The organism is Myxosarcina sp. GI1(2024), from assembly GCF_053543375.1.
The window spans coordinates 39,796-64,699 of record NZ_JBKGTY010000016.1; the positions used below are offsets into that span (position 1 = coordinate 39,796).

At 40.5% G+C, this 24,904-nt stretch carries 26 protein-coding genes and 1 pseudogene; 13 read left to right on the forward strand and 14 right to left on the reverse strand.

What is annotated here, in order from left to right:
* Positions 1-130: 130 nt before the first annotated feature.
* Positions 131-1,273 carry an IS4 family transposase gene (locus tag ACLFKQ_RS29125; RefSeq protein WP_448998311.1) on the reverse strand — a complete coding sequence of 381 codons (1,143 nt, stop codon included), beginning with the start codon at positions 1,271-1,273 and terminating at the stop codon, positions 131-133.
* Between the two features lie 107 nt (positions 1,274-1,380).
* On the opposite strand from ACLFKQ_RS29125, the pseudogene ACLFKQ_RS29130 reads away from it, so the two are divergent.
* Positions 1,381-2,478, forward strand: a pseudogene (locus tag ACLFKQ_RS29130) (transposase); the annotation flags it as partial.
* A gap of 158 nt (positions 2,479-2,636) precedes the next feature.
* The gene (locus tag ACLFKQ_RS29135) at positions 2,637-3,068 is read left to right on the forward strand and encodes a helix-turn-helix domain-containing protein (RefSeq protein WP_449003111.1); all 432 of its coding nucleotides are present in this window, start codon (positions 2,637-2,639) and stop codon (positions 3,066-3,068) included.
* A gap of 350 nt (positions 3,069-3,418) precedes the next feature.
* On the opposite strand, the gene ACLFKQ_RS29140 is transcribed toward ACLFKQ_RS29135, so the two are convergent.
* Positions 3,419-4,105, reverse strand: a complete 687-nt coding sequence (locus tag ACLFKQ_RS29140; protein ID WP_449003112.1) for a tyrosine-type recombinase/integrase — start codon at positions 4,103-4,105, stop codon at positions 3,419-3,421.
* A gap of 150 nt (positions 4,106-4,255) precedes the next feature.
* Here ACLFKQ_RS29140 and ACLFKQ_RS29145 point away from each other — a divergent pair, with 150 nt between their 5' ends.
* Positions 4,256-4,867 (forward strand): thermonuclease family protein, encoded by a 612-nt coding sequence (locus ACLFKQ_RS29145; RefSeq protein WP_449003113.1) that lies wholly within the window; start codon positions 4,256-4,258, stop codon positions 4,865-4,867.
* A gap of 65 nt (positions 4,868-4,932) precedes the next feature.
* Positions 4,933-5,184: a hypothetical protein gene (locus tag ACLFKQ_RS29150; protein ID WP_449003114.1), complete on the forward strand. Its 252-nt coding sequence runs from the start codon at positions 4,933-4,935 to the stop codon at positions 5,182-5,184.
* Positions 5,185-5,329: 145 nt separating this feature from the next.
* Here ACLFKQ_RS29150 and ACLFKQ_RS29155 read toward each other — a convergent pair whose 3' ends face one another.
* The 3 genes from ACLFKQ_RS29155 to ACLFKQ_RS29165 form a co-directional block, all read right to left on the reverse strand.
* Positions 5,330-5,632 carry a hypothetical protein gene (locus ACLFKQ_RS29155; protein ID WP_449003115.1) on the reverse strand — a complete coding sequence of 101 codons (303 nt, stop codon included), beginning with the start codon at positions 5,630-5,632 and terminating at the stop codon, positions 5,330-5,332.
* A gap of 270 nt (positions 5,633-5,902) precedes the next feature.
* A complete protein-coding gene (locus ACLFKQ_RS29160) occupies positions 5,903-6,469 on the reverse strand; it encodes a transposase (protein WP_449003116.1) in 567 nt (188 codons plus the stop codon).
* Positions 6,470-6,527: 58 nt separating this feature from the next.
* Positions 6,528-6,965, reverse strand: a complete 438-nt coding sequence (locus tag ACLFKQ_RS29165; protein ID WP_449003117.1) for a helix-turn-helix domain-containing protein — start codon at positions 6,963-6,965, stop codon at positions 6,528-6,530.
* A gap of 119 nt (positions 6,966-7,084) precedes the next feature.
* Between ACLFKQ_RS29165 and ACLFKQ_RS29170 the strand changes: the two genes are divergently transcribed.
* Positions 7,085-7,375, forward strand: coding sequence for a hypothetical protein (locus tag ACLFKQ_RS29170; protein ID WP_449003118.1), 291 nt, complete (start codon positions 7,085-7,087; stop codon positions 7,373-7,375).
* A gap of 156 nt (positions 7,376-7,531) precedes the next feature.
* A complete protein-coding gene (locus tag ACLFKQ_RS29175) occupies positions 7,532-8,614 on the forward strand; it encodes a class I SAM-dependent methyltransferase (RefSeq protein ID WP_449003119.1) in 1,083 nt (360 codons plus the stop codon).
* A 224-nt stretch (positions 8,615-8,838) separates the two neighbouring features.
* On the opposite strand, the gene ACLFKQ_RS29180 is transcribed toward ACLFKQ_RS29175, so the two are convergent.
* On the reverse strand, positions 8,839-9,177 hold the full coding sequence (locus ACLFKQ_RS29180) for a GNAT family N-acetyltransferase (protein ID WP_449003120.1): 339 nt from the start codon (positions 9,175-9,177) through the stop codon (positions 8,839-8,841).
* A gap of 187 nt (positions 9,178-9,364) precedes the next feature.
* Here ACLFKQ_RS29180 and ACLFKQ_RS29185 point away from each other — a divergent pair, with 187 nt between their 5' ends.
* Positions 9,365-10,261 (forward strand): alpha/beta hydrolase, encoded by an 897-nt coding sequence (locus ACLFKQ_RS29185; RefSeq protein WP_449003121.1) that lies wholly within the window; start codon positions 9,365-9,367, stop codon positions 10,259-10,261.
* Between the two features lie 451 nt (positions 10,262-10,712).
* Here ACLFKQ_RS29185 and ACLFKQ_RS29190 read toward each other — a convergent pair whose 3' ends face one another.
* The 5 genes from ACLFKQ_RS29190 to ACLFKQ_RS29210 form a co-directional block, all read right to left on the reverse strand.
* On the reverse strand, positions 10,713-11,324 hold the full coding sequence (locus ACLFKQ_RS29190) for a glutathione S-transferase family protein (RefSeq protein ID WP_449003122.1): 612 nt from the start codon (positions 11,322-11,324) through the stop codon (positions 10,713-10,715).
* Positions 11,325-11,339: 15 nt separating this feature from the next.
* Positions 11,340-11,729: a RidA family protein gene (locus tag ACLFKQ_RS29195; RefSeq protein WP_449003123.1), complete on the reverse strand. Its 390-nt coding sequence runs from the start codon at positions 11,727-11,729 to the stop codon at positions 11,340-11,342.
* Between the two features lie 40 nt (positions 11,730-11,769).
* On the reverse strand, positions 11,770-11,907 hold the full coding sequence (locus tag ACLFKQ_RS29200; protein ID WP_449003124.1) for a hypothetical protein: 138 nt from the start codon (positions 11,905-11,907) through the stop codon (positions 11,770-11,772).
* Between the two features lie 56 nt (positions 11,908-11,963).
* Positions 11,964-12,140, reverse strand: a complete 177-nt coding sequence (locus ACLFKQ_RS29205; protein WP_449003125.1) for a DUF4278 domain-containing protein — start codon at positions 12,138-12,140, stop codon at positions 11,964-11,966.
* Between the two features lie 325 nt (positions 12,141-12,465).
* A complete protein-coding gene (locus ACLFKQ_RS29210; RefSeq protein WP_449003126.1) occupies positions 12,466-14,709 on the reverse strand; it encodes a response regulator in 2,244 nt (747 codons plus the stop codon).
* A gap of 262 nt (positions 14,710-14,971) precedes the next feature.
* Here ACLFKQ_RS29210 and ACLFKQ_RS29215 point away from each other — a divergent pair, with 262 nt between their 5' ends.
* The 4 genes from ACLFKQ_RS29215 (at position 14,972) to ACLFKQ_RS29230 (ending at position 20,374) form a co-directional block, all read left to right on the forward strand.
* Positions 14,972-16,501, forward strand: a complete 1,530-nt coding sequence (locus ACLFKQ_RS29215; RefSeq protein WP_449003127.1) for a SpoIIE family protein phosphatase — start codon at positions 14,972-14,974, stop codon at positions 16,499-16,501.
* A gap of 57 nt (positions 16,502-16,558) precedes the next feature.
* The gene (locus ACLFKQ_RS29220; RefSeq protein WP_449003128.1) at positions 16,559-17,146 is read left to right on the forward strand and encodes a DUF6272 family protein; all 588 of its coding nucleotides are present in this window, start codon (positions 16,559-16,561) and stop codon (positions 17,144-17,146) included.
* Between the two features lie 120 nt (positions 17,147-17,266).
* On the forward strand, positions 17,267-17,617 hold the full coding sequence (locus ACLFKQ_RS29225; protein ID WP_449003129.1) for a slr1659 superfamily regulator: 351 nt from the start codon (positions 17,267-17,269) through the stop codon (positions 17,615-17,617).
* Between the two features lie 117 nt (positions 17,618-17,734).
* A complete protein-coding gene (locus tag ACLFKQ_RS29230; RefSeq protein WP_449003130.1) occupies positions 17,735-20,374 on the forward strand; it encodes an ATP-binding protein in 2,640 nt (879 codons plus the stop codon).
* 33 nt (positions 20,375-20,407) lie between these two features.
* Here ACLFKQ_RS29230 and ACLFKQ_RS29235 read toward each other — a convergent pair whose 3' ends face one another.
* The 3 genes from ACLFKQ_RS29235 to ACLFKQ_RS29245 all read right to left on the reverse strand — a co-directional run bounded on the left by ACLFKQ_RS29235 (position 20,408) and on the right by ACLFKQ_RS29245 (position 22,950).
* Positions 20,408-20,797: a response regulator gene (locus ACLFKQ_RS29235; protein WP_449003131.1), complete on the reverse strand. Its 390-nt coding sequence runs from the start codon at positions 20,795-20,797 to the stop codon at positions 20,408-20,410.
* Between the two features lie 121 nt (positions 20,798-20,918).
* Positions 20,919-22,442: a hybrid sensor histidine kinase/response regulator gene (locus tag ACLFKQ_RS29240; protein ID WP_449003132.1), complete on the reverse strand. Its 1,524-nt coding sequence runs from the start codon at positions 22,440-22,442 to the stop codon at positions 20,919-20,921.
* Between the two features lie 334 nt (positions 22,443-22,776).
* On the reverse strand, positions 22,777-22,950 hold the full coding sequence (locus ACLFKQ_RS29245) for a hypothetical protein (protein ID WP_449003133.1): 174 nt from the start codon (positions 22,948-22,950) through the stop codon (positions 22,777-22,779).
* A gap of 256 nt (positions 22,951-23,206) precedes the next feature.
* On the opposite strand from ACLFKQ_RS29245, the gene ACLFKQ_RS29250 reads away from it, so the two are divergent.
* Together ACLFKQ_RS29250 and ACLFKQ_RS29255 are read left to right on the forward strand one after the other, a co-directional pair.
* Positions 23,207-23,392 carry a hypothetical protein gene (locus ACLFKQ_RS29250; protein ID WP_449003134.1) on the forward strand — a complete coding sequence of 62 codons (186 nt, stop codon included), beginning with the start codon at positions 23,207-23,209 and terminating at the stop codon, positions 23,390-23,392.
* Between the two features lie 226 nt (positions 23,393-23,618).
* Positions 23,619-24,824 carry a V4R domain-containing protein gene (locus ACLFKQ_RS29255; protein WP_449003135.1) on the forward strand — a complete coding sequence of 402 codons (1,206 nt, stop codon included), beginning with the start codon at positions 23,619-23,621 and terminating at the stop codon, positions 24,822-24,824.
* The last annotated feature ends 80 nt before the right edge of the window (positions 24,825-24,904 follow it).

Consider the following 24,904-nt stretch of genomic DNA (forward strand, 5'->3'; position numbering starts at 1 on the left):
ATAATCTGGGTCGAAGCGAAATTATAGTTTCATTTAATGTGGGCTGAAAACACCGATAATTTCGGGTCGAAGTGATTATAATTTCAGTCCGTTACATCTATGGCTTGGGACTGAAGGGGTGACAAGGGAGCTAGAAAGATTGCTGGATAATAAACATAGCTCGTAGACCCCTCTGGTAAAAAGGCAGCTTATTGAGATTGAGCCACATCAATTTGTTTATCCATTCCTTCATCAAGGTAAATGAAACCAGCCAGCTACTACCATATAAACCAAGCCAAAAGTAGCTGTTGCGAGTCAAAGATTGTTTAATTTTTCGATGGCGACCGATGTATTTAGACTGACCTCGAAGGCTAAGAGTATGTCCTTTGAACACCGAGTGAGTGTAAGCAATGGCGATGAGCAAAACTAGACGAGTAAGGCGTTCAATCTGAGCTTGCGACCCCTCGAGATTGTAGCCACCTGACTTGCAATCTTTAAACATCGCCTCAATCCCTACGCGCTTTTTATAGGCTTTGACAGCTTCAGGTAAATTGGGTAAATTTGTCAGCAGATACCAGGGTTCCTTTGCCCCCATGCCTCGGTAAATACGTCGCCAATAGACCCCTAAATAAATCCCCGAAACTTGATGCAGTTGAGTGACTTTAGTTTCTTGATAAAACCGTTGGTCTCCTGGATTAACGTCTAGGTCTTTTAAGGGAGTAAAACCTAATTGAGTTACCATTATCTTCGTACTCTTTCTCTGTCGAAGCACAAAGTAGACCTGCTGCTGGGTCAGCCACTTAGCTAGTTCAACACTCTGGAATTCTCTGTCTCCTAAAATAACGATTTGGTGTTGTTTAAACAGCTTCAATACTGGACGTAATATGGCTTTTTGTTGAGCGAAGTTACTGGCTCCTTTCTTCTCTAGAAACTGCCAGTATATAGGCAAAGCTCTTTTCGCCATCACTACTCCAACCATGAACAGATTTTTATCTTGCCATTGAGTTCTATCTAAGACTAGATAAATTGTCTGGTCTGGCAAGAATTTCTTTTGAACTACTTCTTTGACTATGGGAAACCAGACTAACGAAACTGATAAAGCTGAGGACTTCAAAAACCTTTGGATTCGGCGACGACGGCTCTCATATTTAATTGGTAAAGGGAAGTATGCAGCTAGTCTTTCTATCTTTACTTGTTTGTAGGTCTGGATAAGGTATACCAGCACTTCCAAAGTAATTAGTTGGTCATCACTCAGATAACGTGAAAGATGATTGCGGTACAATTGGTTTAACATTTTTTAGGGTTCGGTCGGATTCTCAATAACTGACCGAATCTTTTTTACCATAGGTTGTCTCTGTTCCCTACACTGTCTGACTTCTCACAGGGTTGTCACCCCGTCAGGGCTTGGGAACAAATACAGGAATTAAACGCTTGAGCTTGGGTGAGTTGGGAGAAAAATATCAAGATTTACTCTATGTCAGGCGTAAATTTATTCATCAGTCACAGTTAAGAAATGCCATTGCTGAGATTGTTAATGCCACCTTTGCAGCTAAACTGCCAAACATTTGGGGAGAAGGCACAACTACCTGTGCCAGTGACTCGAAAAAGTTTGGTGCTTGGGATCAGAACTTGATGACGGAATGGCACATCCGTTATGGTGGCAGAGGAGTAATGATTTACTGGCACGTCGATAAAAATTCGGCTTGTATTTATTCTCAACTGAAGACCTGTTCTAGTAGCGAAGTGGCAGCGATGATCGAGGGTTTACTGCGTCACTGTACCAAGATGAAGGTGGAGAAGAGTTATGTTGATAGTCATGGACAGTCTGAAGTTGCCTTTGCTTTTTGTCATTTGTTGGGTTTTAACTTAATGCCTCGCCTTAAAGCGATTCACAAACAGAAGTTGTATCTCCCCTCAACTGGTCAAAGTAATGCCTATCCTAACTTGAAACCAATTCTGAGTCGTTCAATTAATTGGGATTTGATTCGTCAACAGTATGACCAAATGATTAAATATGCGATGGCTTTAAGATTGGGTACAGCAGAAACTGAAGCTATACTCAAGCGGTTTACACGCTCAAATTTAAGTCATCCAACCTATCGTGCTTTGGCTGAATTGGGCAAAGTCATCAAAACCATTTTCCTTTGTAAGTATTTACATTCAGAAGCACTGCGTCGGGAGGTTAATGAATCTTTGAATGTTGTGGAGAGTTGGAATAATGCCAATGGATTTATCTTCTTTGGCAAAGGAAAGGAAATAGCGACTAATCGAATGGAAGACCAGGAGGTAGCTATTTTATCATTGCACTTATTACAGTCATGTTTGGTGTATGTGAATACGCTAATAATTCAGGATGTATTATCTGAGCCAGAGTGGATGAATATGATGAAACCAGATGATTTGAGTGCATTAACACCACTAATCTGGAGTCATGTTAATCCTTATGGAACTTTTCGCTTGAATCTTGATGAGAGGCTGCCAATTCAGATTGCTGCTTAATTACGATTAAGAAAGTGCTTATGGGTTAAGGGTTTCAAGCTAGATTGCCCCTGGTGACAGCTTCGCTAGTTTCACCCCGTTATGTAACGTTGTATTCAAAGTTATGATAAGAATTCAAGTCAACTTGAGGTCAAGTATTAATTATAGGAGGTAAAGTAATGGATATAGCTGAGGTCTCGAAGATTTCTGGATTGCCAGCCTCAACGCTACGATTTTATGAAGAGAAAGGACTTATCCAATCAAATGGTAGAAATGGTTTACGCAGACTTTTCAACTTCAATGTAATAGATAGGCTAGCTTTGATTTCGTTGGGGCGTAGCGCCGGTCTCTCACTTGATGAGATTGGAGCGATGTTTACTCCTGAAGTACTTGAGATTGACAGAGTGTTGCTCTTAGCTAAAACTAATGAATTTGACAAAAAGATCGAGGAACTGACCGCCATGCGTGATGGGCTTCGCCATGCGGCGGCTTGCACTGCGCCAAACCATTTTGAATGTCCAAAATTTCTGCGTCTTCTCCGCTTTGCAGGTAAGAAGCGGTTTAGGCAGCGAAATAGGTTAGCGGGAAATCAGCTCAAGCGAGAAGTTTAGAAAAATTAAAGCAAGCGACATTGAATGCTCGTATAGACGGATAACTATTTATTAAACGGAAACTTTCTAGATAGCCACCCTACACGGGACTGAAAACAGAATCTTTCGATATATTCACCCCATATAGAATGATATGGAGAATCTTCCTGGATCTTATGCTGCAGCCATATAAAAATAATAGAAAGAATTTCTCTAAGTATCATTACATGGAAAAACCGCCAAAAATCATGTTGGGACAATCTGGTATTTTATACATTACTACAATGCTTCATTACATCTTTAGTACTACCGCTTCTAAACCTTCCTGATAGGCTTTTGATAATCGTTCCCAGGTATAGCGATCGCCCCAACTAATCCAGATCGATAAATTTACTCGTACACTCACTTGGCTGAACGTGCAGATATCTCGAAGTTACCGCCAGGGAACTATGCCCCAGAGACTTCATCAACAAATCGATTCCCGCACCATTATTTAAACTATGACAGGCATGAGCATGACGCAGCCAGTGAGCCGAAGTATGGGGATTAATACCTGCTTTCTCTACTGCTTTCTTAATCAGCCGATGGATGGCGTGGCGGTCTAAGCGATTGCCAAACCGAGATAAAAACACCGCTTCAGTCTTATCACTCCTGGGAAGTTGCTTTAATTCCGACCACAATTGATGGGTTATTAACAAGGTTCTAGTTTTATGACCCTTACCAAAGATAGTTACAGTCACGCTGTCCTCTGTCGGTTGAAAGTCAGACCAATTCAAACCGACTAACTCAGATATCCTCAAACCCAGAATATATAAGAGAATGAGGATCGAGCGATCGCGTTGATTGTCAGCCGCCTCAATTAGCTGTTTTACCTCCTTATCTAGCAAGAGCCTTTCATTGAGGGCATCTTTAGCTTTAATGGTCTTAATCATCGAGGCTGGATTAGTCGCTAGATAACCCGTCTTTACCCCAAAACTAAATAAAGACTTGATGGCTGCTAGTTTATTATTAATCGTGTTCTGACTCTTCCCGCGAAGCTGAAACGATTCTAACCACAACAAAATCTTTTTTTTTTGTTGTGTTGGTTAAATCGTCAAATCGGGGACGTTCTCACCCTCAATCATTTAACTTTTATCACGAGCCCATGAATTTAAAACAAATCTTTGGGGAAATGTAAGATTATCCTCCTAAATAACCCCGAACAAGTAATGAATTTCAAATCTTTTCTCAATGGTGCAGTTCTGTTTATTGGCTTGGGTCTGGCTGCTTATGCTTGGTTAAATGGTTATCGATTGCGGTTTAATGTCGAAGATGTTGCTATTAACCCTGAATCCGAAGAATCGGGACAGCAGCTAGAGTCATGGCAGCTTAAGCCAGGCAGTATCTACGATGGAGATACTTTAAGAGCTAGACGTGGCGAGGAAGAATTAAAAATTAGATTTTGTGGGACGGACAGCCCCGAAATTAAACAGCCGATGGGTATAGAAGCCCGTGACCACTTGCGATTGCGCTCCGCGCACTGGCAAAGCCAATCGCTTGTCTCTCTCGGAGATGGTGAATTACTTTTAGTCCCAGTTGAGCAAGACCGTTACGGACGAACTGTAGCAGAGGTTTATGTTAAAGATTCTAGAAGTACCGCCATCAACTTAAACGTGCAAATGGTGCGTGATGGTTATGCTTGGCACTATGAAAGGTATTCGGGTAATTGTCCGATTCGAGGAGAATTTGCGATCGCTCAAGAATTAGCTCAGGAAGAAAAATTAGGAATTTGGAGAGGAAACCCTCAACCACCTTGGGACTGGCGACAATCTAATAAGTAGCAACAACTTTTAAGAGATTGTTTTTTTGGTGCAAGATCTAACAAGTTATACGACAGTTTAAAAACATGGATTTTAAAGATTACCAGCAAAAGGCATTGCTCACTTCCAGTAAGCCAGACTCAAAAGACAAAGCGCTCGCTATTTGGTGTATGGGTCTAGCTGGTGAGACGGGAGAGGCGATCGACTACCTGAAAAAGCATCTAGCGCATGGTCACGAACTCGATCGCGACAAAATTGCTTTGGAGTTAGGGGACACTCGCAGTATTGGCTCACGAACTCGATTTAGACCTCGAAACGATTGCGAGTATGAATCTTGAGAAGCTAAAAGCTAGGTATCCTCAAGGTTTTTCGAGTGAGAACAGCCGTTACCGCACTAATTAAAATTAGCTCGAACGAACTAAAACCATACTCAACAACGCGATTGCGCGAAGCGCAGCGGCAAAGCCGATCGCACTCTACTCTTTAAATCTTATTCCGCCACCTCAAACTATTCTGGTTTAGCTCTCGAATATAGCTATCTGGTTTATCGATTATCGCCTCGGCAATCTCTATGGCTCGTTCTAACTGTTCTACCGATAGCTGTTTGTATGCTGCATCCTGTTTGCGATCTATCGCTTCATACCAACAGCAATTAAAGAGATTATCGAGAATAATCCTGGCAAAACAATGATTGAGACTTACGGGAAAATCACGCTTCTTAGCTTGTGCTGCTAGTTGTTCATTTACCAACTTGAGATATTTCTTGCGAAGCTGTTCGATATTCAATGTGTTCGATGTTAAATCATCACCGAATAAGATAACAAAAAACCAGTAGTAATGTATTTTAAAATAAAGATATAAATTGTCTATCTCTCAATTGATGACTACTAAAGAAACTAGACGAGAAATCGCCTCAAATTTACAAATATTTTAGAATATAGAGCAAAAAGAAAAATTTTTATTTGTAGTAGGAGCTTTAGTTGCTAGGGTGATTAGCCTACAAAAAGCAGCAGAAATTATGGAACTGGAAGTTGAAGTATTTCTGCAACTAAGTAGCTAGGTGGAATTAAATATAAAACGCTCCAAACAGTAATCACCAAAGTAACTACGATGCTTCATCCCTTGTATAATAGTCATTGCTAAATCATACTCATTATCAAAAATCTGTCCTGCAATTTCATGAGCTTTAAGTTGATGCCACTGTGTCTCAATTGAATTGAGTTCGGGGCAATAAGCAGGTAAGAAAAACAGTAATAATCCTTGCTGAGACCAATTTTCCCAGCAAGCACGAACTTCATGACTTCGGTGTATCGGACTGTTATCTTGAACTATGACGGTTAGCTTGCCTGTATCTTGAAAGACGGCAGCAGCTTTTTGCGCAACCCAATTCATCAATTTGATGTAGCTTTGACTCTTGAAACCACCTTGAGCAAGACCATATTCAAAACTTTTTCCTGCCTGCCATAAACCCAAAATGCTGATTCTTGAACCATATTTTTTCTGACTTTGTTCCATTACTTTTTGGCTTCCAATTTGACTGTAAGTGTAACTCACTGGACTCCATAAGCAAAACCCTGCTGCATCTAAATATTTCAAGTCGATAGTTCCTTCTGCTGCTGCCATTTCCAGCATCGCTAAGTCAGTTTTCTTAATCTCTTTTAATCGTCTATCTTGCTTCTTTCTATTGCTCTGTCTGCTTCTTTTCCCACGAGATCTTTTTTTTTAGTAGTCTTCTCAATCTATCGCTACTTAAGTCCACAGCTCTTTCCTCTTTTAGTTTTCGCGATAGTTGAACATTATTGTAGGTTCGCTCCTCTTCAATTAGACAAGCTTCTAAATATTCCAGATCCTCGCTTTTCCACTTTGGTTTTGCTCCTCTACCTTGCGCTTCCCACAATCCTACTAAGCCTCTACCTCGCCAACGTTGAATTGTCGCTCGTACCGTATGTTCATGGCAACCGAGTATTTGAGCTATTTCTGGAACATTTCGACCTTGAGCATTTAATTTCAACATCCAGGCTCGATTACGAGTTCGATAAGGCACCGAACTGGCTTTGTGTAATTCATTGAGTGTTTCTTCTTCTGACTGGCTTAGTTTCACTCTCAGTGGTGCAGGCATTTTTACTCATTTCTCGGCTTTTTTATCTTATATTTAATTGCAACCGCCTACTTATTAGAGTTAATGGGTATCGAGTTTTCTTATTTAACTGATGATGATATTGCTCAAGAGCGAAGCTGGTGAAAATTGTTTTTAATTCCTCTCCCCTGATTTTTCTGTCGCGGTTGAATTATTTAGAATTATTCTTGCAGTATGACTATCAGTTTTATGTACCCGAAGTAGTCGTTGAAGAAATTAACGCCAAACGAGATGAAGCGAGTAACTATATCAACACTTTGGTTGCCAACAACAAGATAATAGTCAAGCAGATCGGTCTTGTTTCTCTAGCCAAGAGCATCAACGAGCGTTTGGGCAGAGGGGAAGCAGCAGCGATCGCTTTAAACTCAAGCTCGCTAAATAGAACTTATTAATAATCAAAAGTTGAATTAAAATTTTGCCGTTTTTTAGACAAAGTAAAATTATTTAGTCAAAAAATCTTCAAATTCTCTATTTTCTCTCGATTGCTATTTACAACTAAACCAACAGTTTTCTGAACAAATAACATAAACAAAAAAATAGGGAAAGCAATGACGAATCAGTTACTTAGTTCAACTTTCAACCAATCCCAAGCAGATGCTTTTGCCGAACAGTTACTAGTCACTTTGAACAAAGGTGCTTTAACTCTAATGATTTCCCTCGGACATCGCACTGGGTTATTCGATACTTTGGCAACTTTACCACCAGCTACCAGTCAAGAGATTGCGGAAAAGGCTGGACTGCACGAACGCTACGTTCGCGAATGGCTTAATGCGATAGTCGTAGGAGGCATCATCAATTATGACTCGAAGGATAAAACCTATCATCTACCCGCCGAACACGCAGCCTTTCTAACTGACGCAACCTCTCCCAATAACATGGCTTCTCTGGCTCAATTTATTCCCGTACTGGCTCAGGTAGAAGAAGACATTGTCGCTTGTTTTTATGACGGTGGAGGCGTTCCTTATGCTCAATACAGTCGCTTTCATGAGGTCATGGCGGAAGATAGCAAGAAAAATGTTGTCATGGCTTTAGAAGACCAGATATTACCCTTAATTCCTAGTTTAATAGAGCGTTTAGAACAAGGAATTGAGGTACTAGATGTAGGCTGTGGTCGGGGAAAAGCCCTCAATCATTTGGCTTCTTTATTTCCTCGCAGTCGTTTTACAGGCTACGATTTCTGTGCTGATGTAATTGATAAAGCGGTTGAGGAAGCAGAATCTCGTCAGTTAAGTAACGTTCGATTTTTGGTTAAAGATGCAGTTCAAATAGATGAAGTCGAGCGATACGACCTAATTACAACTTTTGATGCGATTCACGACCAAGCCCATCCAGATTGCGTATTAAAAAACATTTACCGCGCCTTGCGTCCCAATGGTATCTATTTAATGCAGGAGATTCAAGCAGCTACCGAGGTGAGTGGCAATTTCGCTCATCCAGTTGCCCCTTTTCTTTATACCATCTCCTGCATGCACTGTATGAGCGTATCCCTCGCAGCAGGAGGGATGGGATTAGGAGCAATGTGGGGACAAGAGAAAGCTTTAGAGTTAATCAAAGAGGCAGGTTTTTCCCAAATTGAGCTTAAGCAGCTACCCCATGACTTTGTAAATGACTACTATATTATTCGCAAATAAAGGAGATTGTTACCATGTGTCAAATTTGCAATCTGGTTCTGCGCTATCGAAGTAACAAACCTCTTTCTTTCAATACCAGTAACCTGACAACTACCATTCTTCCAACAGCTATTTCTAACCCGAAACAAATCAGAGATCGAGGTAATTCTGCTAAGAAAGAGAAATTCCTTGGTTATTTCTCTTTATAATCTAAAGCAAGATTATAATCTATTCTATAAGCGCGATTAACTGAGTAAAATTTTCTTGAGATGATAGAGAGTATGACCTTCAGGAAAGTCTTTAAGTTCTCCGTAAACCGTATACTCCAACTTTTCGTAAAAAGGTAAAGCCTGAAAATCAAACGTAGCAAGTCTGGCTCTTTTAATACCTCTATCTTTAGCTTTTCCTTCAGTAAATTCGATTAAATATCGCCCTATTCCCTGTCTTCTGTAGTCTGCATCGACCCATATCGTATCGATATACAACCATAAACCCCAATCTATATAGCTAATTAAACCTCCTACTAATTTTCGGGGACTTACTTCTGCATAAATTTCGATAAAAGTTGGTAGGTCTGTTCTCAATTTGTCGCATTCTACTACTTTTTGAGAGCTTGCTTGATTGAATTTAAATAGTTTTTTTTCAATGAATTCGCGTTTTGCTTCACTACTGGTGCTGCTAAAAATAAAATTGTCTTTATTGAATTTTTTGATCGTTTTTTATTGTTTAGTTCTCATTAATTTTAATCCCTAATTCAACCAAGAGAAAATCATGAGTAAAACAGAAATCAATATAATCGTTCACAAGCTGCGTAACTTTCATTGGGGTGAAAATATTAGCGAAATGCGAGCCAACTTTGAAGCAGGTTTTACTATGCCAGAACGCCCCAAGACAATTATCAAATCGGTTGATGCTGATGGCGTACCTGCCGATTTAATTACTACTCCCGAAGCCTTTGACAAGCGTATAATTCTCTATCTACATGGTGGAGGCTATCTTTTTGGCTCTCGCAATACTCATCGTCGTCTAGCTAGCGATCTTTCTGCTACTGCCCAAACTCAAGTTTTGCTTATTGATTATCGATTAGCTCCAGAACATCTCTTTCCTTCAGCTTTAGAAGATGGTTTGACATCCTACCGTTGGTTAATTGAGAAACTTAATTTCAATGCCACACAAATAGCTTTAGCTGGTGATTCTGCGGGAGGTAATTTGGCATTAAGCATGATGTTGTCATTAAAAAAATACTGCCAACCTCTGCCTGCTTGCGCTTTGTTAATATCTCCTTTCACGGATTTTACGAAAAAAGGACGCTCTCTACAAACTCTGGCAGCACTAGACCCTTTTGTATCGCCAGAACTGCTAGAAATAGTAGTTAATTCCTATCTCCCAGAAGGAGATTGTCTCAATCCCATTGTCTCGCCAATTTATGCCGATTTATCTGCTCTGCCTCCTTTATTGATTCACGTAGGAAGTCGAGAAATTTTACTTGATGATTCCCTTAGATTGGCTAGCAAAGCAGCAGCAGACAATGTAGCAGTGGAATTAAAAGTGTGGCAGGATATGATTCACTGTTTTCAATTATTTGCCCCTCATCTTACCAATGGCAGAAAAGCCATATCTGAAGCAGGAGCTTTTCTGATGAAGCATTTGGGGGGGAGGCTTGATTAGTCCATGAGATTTATCCGAGACAAAAGCGAAAATTACCCAACAATGCTCTCACTATATTTATCCCAGAACCTGACGTTCCACTGAGTATTAAATACGTGTTAAAGCGTACTATGATGCCCCATTCTGTGACTCCAGTAATCCAATCCCCGTCGTAGGTACTTCGGCTCCCTTGCACCTTGATGTGACGCTTAATCGGCGTCTGGTCATGGTTGGTGTCCCACTTTGGTAAGTTCAGCGATAGGAGTGTGGGGCAGCACATGGGCAGCCCATTCTTCGGCGAAGCAGCACATGGGCAGCCCATTCTTCGGCGAAGCTATCTCCCTTTGATTTGCGGGGTTTCGCTAGGGAAAAAAAGCCATAGAAAAGTTCAGCGAATCCCTGATTAACTTGTTTCATGATGTCGGGATTTTCTGGTGACGCACTGTATCGGGTTTGGCATTTACTCATTAAATCAGGCGTTTTCCCTGGCCATTTCCACGTAGTTGGGTAAAGTCTCGATCCTGGATATCCATTGCTCGATAAAGGGATAGCGCTCCAGGGAAAATCCTCCTTCATAAGCCACATGGGTGTAAGCGAAGAGGCTGATATCGGCAATGGTGGGAGAACTGCCTACAAAAAATGGCGACTGAGAAAGCTGCTTTTCCATAACGGCTAACGCCTTGTGCCCACCTTTTTGCTTGGACTGATATTGCTCGACCAAATGGTCGGGTAAGCCAAGGTACTTGTTGATATAACGAGCCACAGCAATGTAGGGCTCATGGCTGTACTGCTCAAAAAATTGCCATTGAAGAACTTTAGCTCTCGGCAGCCCCGATGCAGGTAAATAAGGACTTCCTTCTGCCAAAAAGTTCAGGATGGCATTTGACTCCCAAAGGTACTGCCCTTTGCCGATGTCCAGTATCGGAATCTTTCCGTTCGTGTTCATCGACAAAAACGTTTCGGTATGAGTTTCGTCGGCCAGGATGTCAACATGTATCCACTCATGCTGAATTCCAAGCCATTGCAGCAACAGCTTGACCTTATAACAATTGCCCGAAAGCATGTCTCCGTATACGCGATACATCGAAAATCTCCTAAGCTAATTGGGACTACTAATGATTGTTGCGTCAATTTCTACCAGCTGGTTTTCATGGCCAAGTATGGGAACTCCTAGCAGCGTAGCGGGAGGCACAGTGTAATCAAACCATTCTGTTAAGGCCTGCCAGGCATCTGTGAGATTTGAATGACCACCAACCACGTAGATCTTGAGTTGCCGGATGTCGCGATCACCAAAGCCGTACAAATTCATCAAGCTCCGCAGATTCTTCAGGCACTGGTTGGCTTGGGCATGGGGACTGCCAATGCCGACTAAATTGCCATCCGTATCGTGAGGCACCTGCCCTGCAACAAACAGCTGATTTCCAACTCGCTGAGCATATTGGTAACCGGGGGTAGCGGGCAGTCCAGCCCGCATTTCAAGGGCGTTCATGGGAAACTGTTTCCGAAACGTATGGAGTCTTGAGATTGGACTAAAGTTTAATCCACTGGCAAACTAGTTTACCATCTACTTTTTGCCAACTAGCTCTTAACTTTCTTTTGCTAGAAAAACTAGAACTTTTTTCTACAGAGGACTGTTTGTTAATAGCAGTCTTTTCGGTATAAATCATTTTTTTCACCTACTTTAAGTTAATTGTTTATCAGATTGAATTGAGAAAATATCGCTCTAAGCCCCGTAAACAACACCGCGATATTTTTTCAGACCCAATTGCGTGTTAGAAGCGGCAACAGGACGGCGAGGAGTATAACTTTGTCCTAAAAAACGAGCGGTGTATTTGGAAGGAATGGTTTCAACTAGTTCGCTAGACTTAGAGTAAGCTTGACCTAAAAAACGTAATTTCATGATTCGATTCTCCTTTTGTTGTTAATGATTAACAGGTATGAGAAATTACAACTTAATTAAAAGAAAGAATCGGGAAAAAATGGGGAGAAAAAATAATGATGACTTAATCAACACTTTCTCAAAACACCACAAAAATCCTCAACTTAGGCATAGCTACAAAAGTATTTAACCAAAGCTTCATAACCAAAAGGAGCGATGATTATCACTATAGATAGCATCATTACCTAATTGACCATAGATGCAATCGTTATTATCATCACCATTTGACACAAATCTATTGAAAGCTCCTCGATTTCTTTGATTTTTGCTCTACAATTGTAGAGCTTCAGGAAGCGACACATTGGCGATAAAGAGAATCTAAGGTATGACCATCTTGAAGATATTCGGCAGTGGCGTATTCAAAAGTCACCTGGAATCTTTCCCCTTCAGGAGAGGTAAACACTTGTTTTCTGAGAGCAGATAACAGTTCGCCTAAGTGTTCTTTACCTTGGGCTTTAGTTAAATTAGGTATTCCGATAATAAAGTCTCCATTACCCCAATAGGCGCTAACTTCATCACGACGAAAGGCGGCTTGAATGACTTTACCCCATTGCGCCAAAAGGCGATCGCCTGTATGATGCCCATATTTAAGATTAATGGCAGATAAATCGGTCATTTTTATTACTGCGAAACAAAAAGGTCGCTCGGTGTTATTGGCTTCGAATAACAACCTTTCGATTTCTCGACTGCTTTGAGGGCGATTTTTTAATCCTGTAAGACGATCTTGGGTAGCTATACTGTATAATAAATGGCTGCGATCTAGTCGGTTATTGATTCTGGCAATTAATTCTGCACCAACTACGGGTTTAGAGATATAGTCATCGCCACCAATTTCAAAAATCGCTTGAATTGTTTTGGTATCCTGTTTGGCAGTTAAAAATAAGACGGGTAATTCCTGATAGTTGGGATCGTTTCGTAATGTCTGGCAAAGTTCGATCCCATTAATTTCAGGCATTTCTACATCGAGAATCACTAAATCTGGGTTGACGATTGGTAAAATCTCCCAAAAATCACCTGGTTCTGCTAGAGTATGGGCTTTAATTCCCCAAGGTTGTAGGAGCGAGCCCATAGTATCTAAAAAGATTGGATCGTCATCCACAATTAAAATAGAAGCGATCGCTGGCTGTTCTCGAGCGATTAATTGACTGCTAGTTTGCCAAATTACCTCCGCAGTGACAGGCTGAACCAAAAAGCTACTAACCCCCCCGCGAGTAGCCGTGAGACGATCGCTCAAACTATTGCTCTGAGAAAGAACTAAGGTAGGGATGGCGGGAGTACGAGTGTTTAATTCTCTAACCAAAGATAAATATTCTGGCTGTTTGGCAAGATCGATTGCTACCAGATTTGGGGTATTGGTTTGCAACCATGTCTTAGCTTGGATAATTGTCTCTACTTGATGCCAACTCCACCCTTGAATTTTGCCTAACTGTTGTAATTGTTGGGTTAATTGGCTACTAGAGGAAATTAAGAGTAAATTGGTATGGTTGAGACGATCTCGAGCAGCAGTTCGATCCAATGCCAACAAACTATCTAAATCCCGAACTAAAGCAATAAACCGTTGTTGTTGTGGAGTATCTAATACGGGGTTATCTTGTAATAGAGTTTCGATTTCGCGAGCAATATTCGTTCCTGTATCCCGAGAAAACATTCCCAACACTCCTGCCAGTTTATGGGCGGAGCGCTCGGCATCATCTTGTATTTCTGGGGTTAATTGGGCTTTTTGGACTGAAATTACCGCATCATGTAAAACATTCATTCTTTGGCACATTGGGGCTTGATATTTGAGCCACATCTGTTCTAACTTGCGCTCGAATTCTTGCTCGACCGAAGCAGTATTATTCTCAATCGAAGGATTAGTATCTTTAGGATTGAGACGATAACCAATACCGTATACATTTTCAATCCAATCGAAAATTCCTACTTTTCTGAGTTTCTTGCGTAACCCTTTGATATGCGCCTTAACGCTTTCTTCTAATGGCGGATCGTCAAATGTCCAAATCTTATCTAAAATTTGCGCCCGACTGAATACCCGCAGAGGATTGCGTAAAAATATTTCTAACAGACTATACTCTTTAGCAGTAAGTTTAATTGGTTGCTGTTGATAACTTACTTGGCAACTACTGGGATCTAGGATAAGTCCGTTAACATCCAAAATCGCACTGGTGGCTACTTCCCCCCGACGAGATAGGGCTCTAATTCTGGCGTTGAGTTCCTCCAAATCTAGAGGTTTGGTTAAATAATCATCCGCGCCAGCATCCAAACCCGAAATACGATCTTGACTGGCATTTTTAGCTGTTATCAATAAGATTGGAGTACTGTAACCCTCAGAACGCATTTTTTCGCAGAGACTTACCCCATCCAACCCAGGTAAATTAACATCCAATAAAACCAAATCATATTCGCCACACTGAACGTATTCCCAACCTATTTGTCCATCTTCGGCAATATCTACTATGTGACGCTGGTTATTTAGGGAATTTTTTAAAACCTCTACTAAAATTTCATCATCGTCTACTACTAAGATTCTCATAGTGGGAACACTTGTTTTCTTCTCTATCCAATTTGTATCATGCGAGCGACTAGGGAATAACTAGGGAAGTTAGAAGCGATCGCACTTCTTAAAATTTTTGGTTTGAGGCTGTATTGAAAAATTAAATTGTAAGTTTTGGTGGGTAAATAATTACAATTGATAAATACAATATATTTATCCTTAAATTAGTTCCTTATTGCTTAATTTACCAATTCTTCCCTACTTCTTCTTTTTTACTTAGTTTGATTAAACCACTAACCCAATGAATATCTGGGAGTTAACCTTTGTGTTTTCTGGAGGACGACTAATTTTAGATGAATCACTTAAAATTTTAGAAGTTTCTCCTGAGTTTGCTCGCGAATTTGCTTGTCAACCAGAAAATCTTATCGGTCAAAGATTAGAAAATTTATTTAGTCCGAAAGATCGTAAAGGAAAGTTTGCTTTTCACGATCGCTTTAGTCGCAATCGAGATGGTTTTTTAGATATTACTATTGCTATTTCGATCGACCGAACTGAGTATATGACTAGGTTGCGGATGGCAAAGCAAGAACTAGGTTGGTTAGCCAGTGTGGAAAAGATCCTAGCCGATAAGAGAGATTTATTTGGCGAACTGTATCTCAAAACCCAACGCTGGAGTAATGTAGTGCGGAATTCTTCTGAAGGAATTGCGATTATCGATCGCACTGGTAATTTAGTGGAATTTAACGGCAATTTCTTTAAAATCATGCAGTTTAGTTCCGTTCATGGGGTGTTACTTAACGAAGAAGCAATTCTAAATAAGAATATATTTACTTTGTTAGAACATCAATGCACCTCAGAATTACAAGCTTTTTTTGAACTAGTGAAAACCAAAAAGAAAAGCAAGCTACGTCGAGAAATTGAATACAGGCAATATTATTTACAATTAGATTTGACGCCGATTAGGTTACCTGCTCAAGGATTTATGGGTTGTAGTTTGGTGGTTAAAGATATCACTGCCCAAAAGCAACTAGAAACCGCCCAACAAGAGATTATCGATCTCAATCGGCAACTAAAGGCAGAAAATCAACGCATGACTGCCGAACTAGACTTGTTGAAGCGGATGCAGCAATTAATTTTGCCCAAATCCGAAGAATTGGAAGCTGTCTCCGATCTAGAAATAGCTGGTTATATGCAGCCTGCCGATGAGGTTGGGGGGGATTATTACGACGTCCTCTGTCATGAAGGAGTGGTGACAATTGGTATTGGCGATGTAACCGGACATGGCTTAGAAAGTGGTTTATTAATGGTGATGGCACAAACCGCAGTACGAACTCTCAAGGAGATTCGCGAAGTCGATCCGGTAGTTTTTTTAGATACTCTCAACCGCACTATCTATAAAAACATCCAGCGCATGAAAACTCACAAGAATCTTACCTTAGCGGTGTTAAATTATGCTGATGGCATCTTTAGTTTGAGCGGACAGCATGAAGAAGCGATTATTATTCGCACGGAAGGAGAAATAGAACGAATTGATACCATCGATTTGGGTTTTCCTATAGGCTTAGATCGAACTATAGCCGAGTATATTAACCCTATTACCCTCAAACTCAACCCAGGAGAAGTTTTAGCCCTTTATACAGATGGCATTACCGAATCAGAAAATAATGCAGGAGAATTTTATGGATTAGATAGACTTTGTAACGTTCTCAGCCATAACTGGCAAAAATCTGCCGAAGCTATCAAACAAAGCGTCATTGATGATGTCCGCAATCATGTCGGGAACCACAAAGTATATGACGATATTACCTTGGTAATTCTCAAGCAACAGTAAGGGCGAACTCTTTTTTGCTCTTACTGTTACCCTTAGATATTTTTGTTACCTAAAAAAATGAATCAACAAACCTTTGGTAAATTCCAAGAAAATTTTGAAAGCGGTCGCGAATTTCTCAATCTTAGCTTTTCTCCCAGTTCTCTATCTATCCAGCAAAGATGGCGCAATAATGGTCTTTCTGCGGATTTTGTCGCAGATTACATGACTACCTTTTTTCTTCGTAACAGTGACAGCGATAGCGAACGACAAAGACAGGCAGAACTCAAACATGCGGTTAGTTATATCGCTAACGAACTCTTGGAAAATGCGATGAAGTTTAACTATCCTGCTGCGGAACGTCCGATTGAATTTGGCATTCATTTACTAGATCGTGAAACTGCTCAAATTGTTCTCTATGCTACTAACAGCGTTCGCCCAGAACAAGTAGTCAAATTTCAAGATTTTATTCAAGAATTACTTACACGGGATCCTGAAGAGCTATTTATCTGCCAGATGGAAACTAACGCCGAAAACCCCAATGATAGCGATTCGAGATTGGGATTTTTAACTATGATTAATGACTACTCGGCTCGGCTCGGTTGGAAATTCGAGACAGCGCCAAAAGAAATTGTAGTGGTAACGACCATGGTGCAGTTGACAATTTAATTAATTGACCGTGGATAATTGACAATTCTATAGACCTCTTCCATGAATATGAAGAAAATGAGAAAAGCAGGTAAATAAGTAGTCTCTATAATTAGCTTTGAAAAACTAAAAGATATCACAATGAACCGAGAAATAACCGGCGAGAATTATCGAGTTGAATATCATCCTGACACCACAACTATTGACTTTCAGGGGGTTTTGAGATTGGCAGGCATGACTGAATATGAGGCGATCGATCGCTTATTAACCGAAGTAGCAGGAACAGATCCCGAGCGCATGAGATTAAACTTTGAAAACTTGGAGTTTCTCAATAGTTCTGGTTTTAGCGTATTGTCTAAATTTGCGATCGCCATGCGGAAACAATCGGTAACGGAAGTGGTGTTAATTGGTTCGAGAAAGATAACTTGGCAAGCTAAATCCTTTAAAAATCTCAAGCGGTTGTTGCCTAACTTAACTGTGGAGTTTAGGTAAATCGAGCGGTGAAAGTCTTTGCGATTAGTGAAGCAAGGGAAAAGATAAAAAGAAACTAGAAGTATGTAATACTAAACCGTAGTTATTACTTATTACTTCTGCAACTCGGTAATAACCATGTCCAAATCAGCCTCAGATCGAGATTTAAAAGCTCAAATCGAAGAATTACAACAGCAGGTGGCAAGACTGCAAGGGGAGAAGGCTGACTTGGAAATTTTGGTTGAGGCAGTAACGGAACATTCTACCGATTTGGAAAATCAGCTATATGCTAAAAATCAGCAGATGTCGATTTATCTCAAACAGGTAGAGAAGGTAACAGCAGCAGCTTCAGCAGTTGAAGATGGTACTTTCGCTCCCGCCAGCCTGGCAAAAGTAGGGATGCGTCGGGATGAGTTGGGTAGGTTTGTGCGGGTATTTTGTCAGATGGTACAAACTATTAAGACTCGCGAACGAGAATTAGCAGAAGCTAAGGAGCAGTTGGAGGCAGTACTAGATGCAATTCCTGGTTCGATTTCGTGGATTGATTCGCGGGGACAATATTTGGGAGTCAATCGCTATCAAGCCGAAACTTGGAATCTATCCCCCGATGCGTTTGTAGGTAAGGAAGTGGGTTTTTTTAAAGGAGGTAGTAAATTAGCGCAGTTTATGCGTCAGTTTATTGCTAGTTCGGATAATTTTGCTTCTCAAGTAGTAGAAATGGATTCGGAAGAAGCGAAAAAGTATTATCTAATCGCAGCCAGAAAATATCAACAGGGTAATGCCACGGTTTCGGTGGGAATAGATCTAGAACGACAACTCAAACAGGCATTGCTACTCGAACAAATTACCCAAGAAATTCGTCAGAGTTTAGATCTTGACGAAATTTTTCAAACTACGGTAAATATAGTCGGTTCGACTTTCAGCAGCGATCGCTGTCAAATTTTGAGTTACGATGCCAATCGCACTCAAGCCCAAGTTATGGCGGAATATCTGAAAGCAGGCACTGGCTCGCTCGTGGGGAAAAAGATTGATTTTCCTCGATTATCAAGGGATTTACCCCTGCTGTGCTGTAACGATCTCGAGCGAGAATCTTCTTTTAGTCGCCATCGAAGTTTATTCAAGCAGCTAGAAGTAAAATCTTTAATGGCGGTGTCCATTTGCGATCGACAACAATTTAACAGCGTTCTGCTTTTATATCGCCAACAAAAAGAAGACAACCGTAACCGTCAGTGGAATCAGGAAGAAATCGAATTATTGCAGGAAGTCGCTACCCAAGTAAAAATTGCGATCGCCCAAGCACAATTATTAGAACGAGAAAAACAGCACAGTCAGGCACTGGCAGCAGCAAAAAGCCAGGCGGAAATAGCGAACCGCGCTAAAAGTGAGTTTCTGGCAAACATGAGTCATGAACTGCGTACTCCCTTAAATGCAATCTTGGGTTTTTCGCAGTTAATGGAACGGGATACTAGCTTATCCTCACCGCAGCGTAATTCTTTGGGCATTATCAATCGCAGTGGAGAACACCTGCTTAATTTACTTAATGATGTTTTAGAAATGTCCAAAATCGAAGCAGGAAGAACTACCCTGACTACTACCGCCTTCGATCTGTTACTGCTACTGCAAACTTTACAGGAAATGTTTCAGATTCGGGCGACGGCCAAGAATTTATCGTTGCAATTTAACGTAGCCGATGACGTTCCTCAGTATATTTTGAGCGATGAAGGCAAACTGCGTCAAATCCTAATTAACTTACTTGGTAATGCGATCAAGTTTACCCAAGTCGGTGGCATAATTTTAACCGTCACTCAACAACCCCAAGCAGACAAAAGCCAGGGACAACTAAAATTCACCGTTCAAGATACGGGTAAGGGGATAGCAGATACGGAACGAGAAAGAATTTTTGAACCTTTTATTCAAACTGATATCGGTAGCCAATCAGAAGATGGTACCGGATTGGGATTGGCCATTAGTCGCCAATTTGCCCGCTTGATGCAAGGGGATATTACCTTTACCAGTACCCCAGGTAAGGGTTCGATTTTTACTTTAGAAATTGCCGTACGACTAGCCGATTCTACCCAGGTTGAAGCCCCACAAAGCAAACCGAGAGTAATTGGCATTGCCCCACAACAACCTTCTTATCGCATTCTAGTCGTAGATGACAAACAAGCCAATCGAGAACTTCTGGTTAAATTTCTTACTACTGTAGGCTTGGAAACCCTTACCGCTTCCAATGGCATCGAAGCAGTTAAAATTTGGCAGCAATGGCAACCTCATTTGATCTGGATGGATATGAGAATGCCAGAGATGGATGGCTATCAAGCAACGAGACAAATTAAAGCTCACCCTCAGGGAAAGCAAACGATTATCATTGCCCTAACCGCTACCGCTTTTGAAGAAGAAAGAGGCAAAATTCTGGCAGTAGGTTGTAACGATTTAGTGCGCAAACCTTTTAAAGAAGCAGAAATTTTTGACAAAATGGCAGAACAATTGGGAATTAAATATCTTTACGAAACAGAAACCAGCAGTCAAGACGATAACCATAGCCAAAAGACGGGTTATCCATCCTCAGACTTACCCAATCTGCAATTGATGCCTCCTCGATGGATTGCTGCTCTTCGTCAAGCAGCAATCGAAGTAGATGGTGAGCGGCTGCTCGAATTAATTGACGAAATTCCTAGCGAGGGCTCTACTCTAGCCAGAGCATTGAAAAAATTGATTAATAGCTATTGTTTTGATGAGATTATCACCCTAACCGAAGGAAATCGAGCGAAATTTTGATGCTTTGGCATGAAATCGAGAAGCTCTTGGGAATTAGGAACTTTGATTCATTTTGGACTGAAGAATATTATTGATTTGTTCGGGTAATTCTAAAGGACGAAAGGGTTTGGTAATCACCCCTGCTAAATCTAATTTAGATAGTTCGAGAGCGAGCGCTGATTGGGTTTTGGCAGTCATCAAAATCACGGGAATACTGGCAGTATTTAGATTGGCTTTAAGATATTTGAGGGTTTTTTTGCCATCCCATTCGGGCAACATTAAATCTAATAAGATTACTTCTGGTTGCTTGGTTACTGCTAATTCCAAGCCTTCTTTACCGCTACTGGCAGTAATCACATTCCAATCTGCTGCCATTTCTAGTCCCATTTGGGCAATTTCTTTGACATCTTCTTCATCGTCAATGATTAGAATGTTTTTGCTCATCTTCGATCGCACCTCTATAGATTTAACTGACTTGATTTAAACTGCGAGCGGGAAGAAGTGAAGTAGAGAACATACTTAACATCGCCCGTCGACCATTAAACATCAAATGGTCAATTGTCTATTATCCATGAGAAATCGGCAACTCTATGTAAAACGTACTACCTTTCCCCAACTGGCTTTCTACCCAGATTTTGCCGTTATGTCTTTCAATAATATGACGACAAATCGCTAGTCCTAAACCCGTTCCCCCTTTACTACGGGAGTCGGAAGCGTCTACTTGTTGGAAGCGTTCGAAGATAGATTCTAATTTATCGGAAGGAATACCTCTTCCTGTATCTCGAACGGTTATTAAACAGCGATCGCCCTTCGAATAGGCTGAATCCTGCTGCTCGCCTTTTACTGTAGCTTGTAATTTGACTATTCCTCCTGGTTGGGTAAATTTAATTGCGTTACTCAGTAAGTTAGTTAATGTCTGCAATATACGATCGGAATCTAGATTTAAAACCAGTTCACAAGGTTCTAGGAGCAATTGCACCTGAGCTTCGGCTGCCATTGCCTGCATGATTTCCCTAGCTTGAACTAAAAGAAGTTTGAGGTCGCACTTTTGGGGTTCGATGGCGATTTTTCCCGACTTGATGCGTTCTAGATCTAAGATATCGTTAACCAAACGAATCAACCGTTCGCTATTGCGAATAGCTACCTGTAAAATTTGTTTACCACGAGCGCTTAACGTTCCTAGTTGACCAGAATTTAATAAGTCTAAGGCGCCAACAGTAGAGGTCATAGGGGTTCGTAGTTCGTGACTGACTAAAGAAATAAATTCATTTTCTAAGCGTTTGCGTTCGGTAATATCGTTCATAATTTGCAGGGTGCATTTTGTTCCTCCCAGTTCGATGATTTCCATTGATAGTAGTACGGTTTTCACTTGACCCGACTTGGTGAAAAATTCTAATTCCAGGTTGCGGACATATCCTTGAGCGTCTGTCTTGTGTAATGCTTGTTGGTATACTGCTAAGGCTGAAGCTGAATAGATGCGATCGAGATGCTGGTCAATCACTTCCCCGGCAGTGTAGCCACTCATTTGCAGAAAGCTATGATTTACTTCTAAGACTCGTCCCTCCTGGTGGGTGGCGATGGCGATGGGATTGGGACAGGCGCGAAAGGCTTTGGCAAATTTGTCTTCGGCGGCGTTTTTTTGAGTTATTTCTCGTTGTAATTGAGTATTTTGAGCTTCCAGTTTAATTTGCAGCTTACGAATAGTTAGATGAGTATCTAACCGCGCCAGTACTTCCTCTACCTGAAACGGTTTAGTAATGTAATCAACCCCTCCTACTTGAAACGCCTTAACCTTATCAAATACATCCCCTAAAGCACTGATAAAAATTATAGGAATATCTTTAGTGCGCTCCTCTGCTTTAAGATGCTGACATACTTCATAGCCGTTCATTTCTGGCATTTTGACATCTAATAAAATTAAGTCTGGCGGTGCAGCTTTTGCTCCCCTAATAGCAGTAGAACCTTTAGTCACACTGCGTACCTTATAACCTTTTTCCGTGAGCATCTGAGACAACAAAGCCAAGTTCTCAGGAGTGTCATCAATAGCTAAAATATCGGCTTTAGGCAGATGGTTGCGTTCTCTAAACATGATTGCTACACAGATAGACTATCCAAAATATACCGCAACTCTGTGGTTGTATTGATTTCGACTGAGGTCTCTAATTACCAATTGACCAGCTAATCAAAAAAATTAAGCTGTTATTCATTTATTTCGATCGCCCAACGACTTTACTGCAAAAGAGCTAGCCGTTAAAAATCCCAATTTAAATACATGTCAGCTTAATAGTATTTCTACTTGGCGCATAACTAGAATATTTCCTAGCGGTCGCGCAATTCTATTTAAGAAAAATTACGTCTGCCCATAGCATATTTTTGTAATAAATCTTTTGCGTTCATCGCTTTTATCTGGATAAAAAAATGAATTAACTTAAAATATCGGCAACAAAAACTGTATTTTTACCATCAGTTTTCCAGCGTTGTTTGCCTTTGGTTCCCAAATCGATAGTGAAATATAAAACCCCACTAATTTCTTCGGCATCAAAATGGAATAATTGAGAATTTAATTGAGTTAGTTGCGTTCTTTGGGAATATTTCACAATTTTTCTCCTGTTTCATTATGCTGTATTAGTAGCATTGTTGATTTTATCGTGTACCAACGTTATAAAAAAATCGAGATAAACTAGGGAATATTTTTGTCATTGCTCGTTAGTAATCATTCATTTCATTTGGATGAACTTGAAAAACTACGTGTGATTGCCCTGTAATTCCCAATAATCGTTCACTATTTCTTCCCGATTAATTTCTAAAGTGACATGCAGGGGAAACAAATATCAATCGAGAGAAGAATAAAACATGAATATCAAACAAATTATCAGAGATAAATTTAGTTTCCAAGGTGATAAGCTATGCGGAATAACTTGGTTACGCGGTAAAGCTCGAACTCAGCAACTAAAAAAAATATCTATTCTCCGAGAATACTGGGTTTCTAAACATCCAGATGGTGTTTATATTGCCTTGGTTAAAAAATCCAACTGCTAGAGGACTTAAAATAGCTCTTCAGTAATTTGCCAAAACTATATATAAAGCCAGATTGGCGCTCGCTAATAATGTATTAGTCAAACTAAATGATTAATCATCCTGTTAAATGCCAATCAGATCCCAATAATTCGATAAAATAAGATTTATTAAACTTCCAGAAGAGATCCTTTCAATCTGCCTCTAAAATAATTGACAAAAGCGATCGCAATACAGACAGAGAAATATTATGGTTGGTTTGACGGTCGAGCAAAAAAATTTACCACAACGCTTCAAATTAAATTATGAAGCAGCAAGTTATCGTCGCCTTATTGGTAGCAAAGAAGTAGTCATTCATTGCCATCACTACAATGCGCGGTTGCAAAATATCATTGAAGGTACACATCAGATAAAGGGTAAAGAAATAATTCTCAGTGCAGCAGAAGAGGTTTTTGCCGAATATCTCCAAGATTTTCTGCTGGATGATGATGACATGGCAACTAAGTGGCAGGTTGCAAGCCAGTTATATGCTCATCTGGGTTATGGTAAATTAGATTTCTCTGAGATCGAGCGCGACATTATTACTGCCACTAGTTCTTTCTATGTCGAAGGCTGGAAAGCAGGATTTCAAAATGCCAATCGTCCTGTATGCAGCTTTACTGAAGGCTATCTGCAAGGGGTCATTTATAGCATCACGGGAGAAACCGTAACTGTAAGGGAAGTGGCTTGTACCAATACAGGAGATGACTGCTGTAAGTTTCAAATCGATCGCAGCCGTACCACTCCCATTAGTTTCTCAACTAAAAAAGCAATTGATAATATTGCACTAAAAACCCCTAAATATCAAAACTACTCTAATATTAACGAACAAAAAATTATTGATGCCCTGGTAGAAATGCCCTTTGTGGGCAACGAAGAGGGATTAATTCCAGCTTTTTATGTTTATCTGGCTAATACTCCCGCAGATTTTTATAACTTAATTTGTATCCGCTTCCTCGAAGCCATGCAGCAAGAGAACCTTTACACTACCGCCAAAGAGTTATTGCTGTTTGCTGGGGAAGTCTGTGCCCTCAATACCCTCAGAGGTATTTTAATCTCTCCCGAATGGTTTGAACTGATTGCCCCGATGATAGAAGAAGCAGCAGATTGTTTGTATGGTTTGATTGCAGTGACTAATGCTTTAGGTTGGGGAAACTGGCACGTATTGGAATATAAACCAGAAGAAACCCTTAAGTTAGAGGCACTCAACGGTTACGAGGCTTTGGGATACTTGCAATATCGAGGAAAAGCAGATACACCACAATGTTTGATGTTGACTGGAGTAGCTGCAGGCATTATGGAATTAATTCACGGGGAAGGAACGGTAGAAGAAAGAATTGGTACTTATGCCTCAGAAGAAACCAGTTGTATGTGTTGTCAGCAGTCTTCTTGTGTTATTGATGTAGAACTTTTGTAAATCTCGCAGTTCTCATACTACTCAAAATCACAGGAATGATGGAAATAATGTATTTGTCGATTAATCCTTGCTCTCGAAAT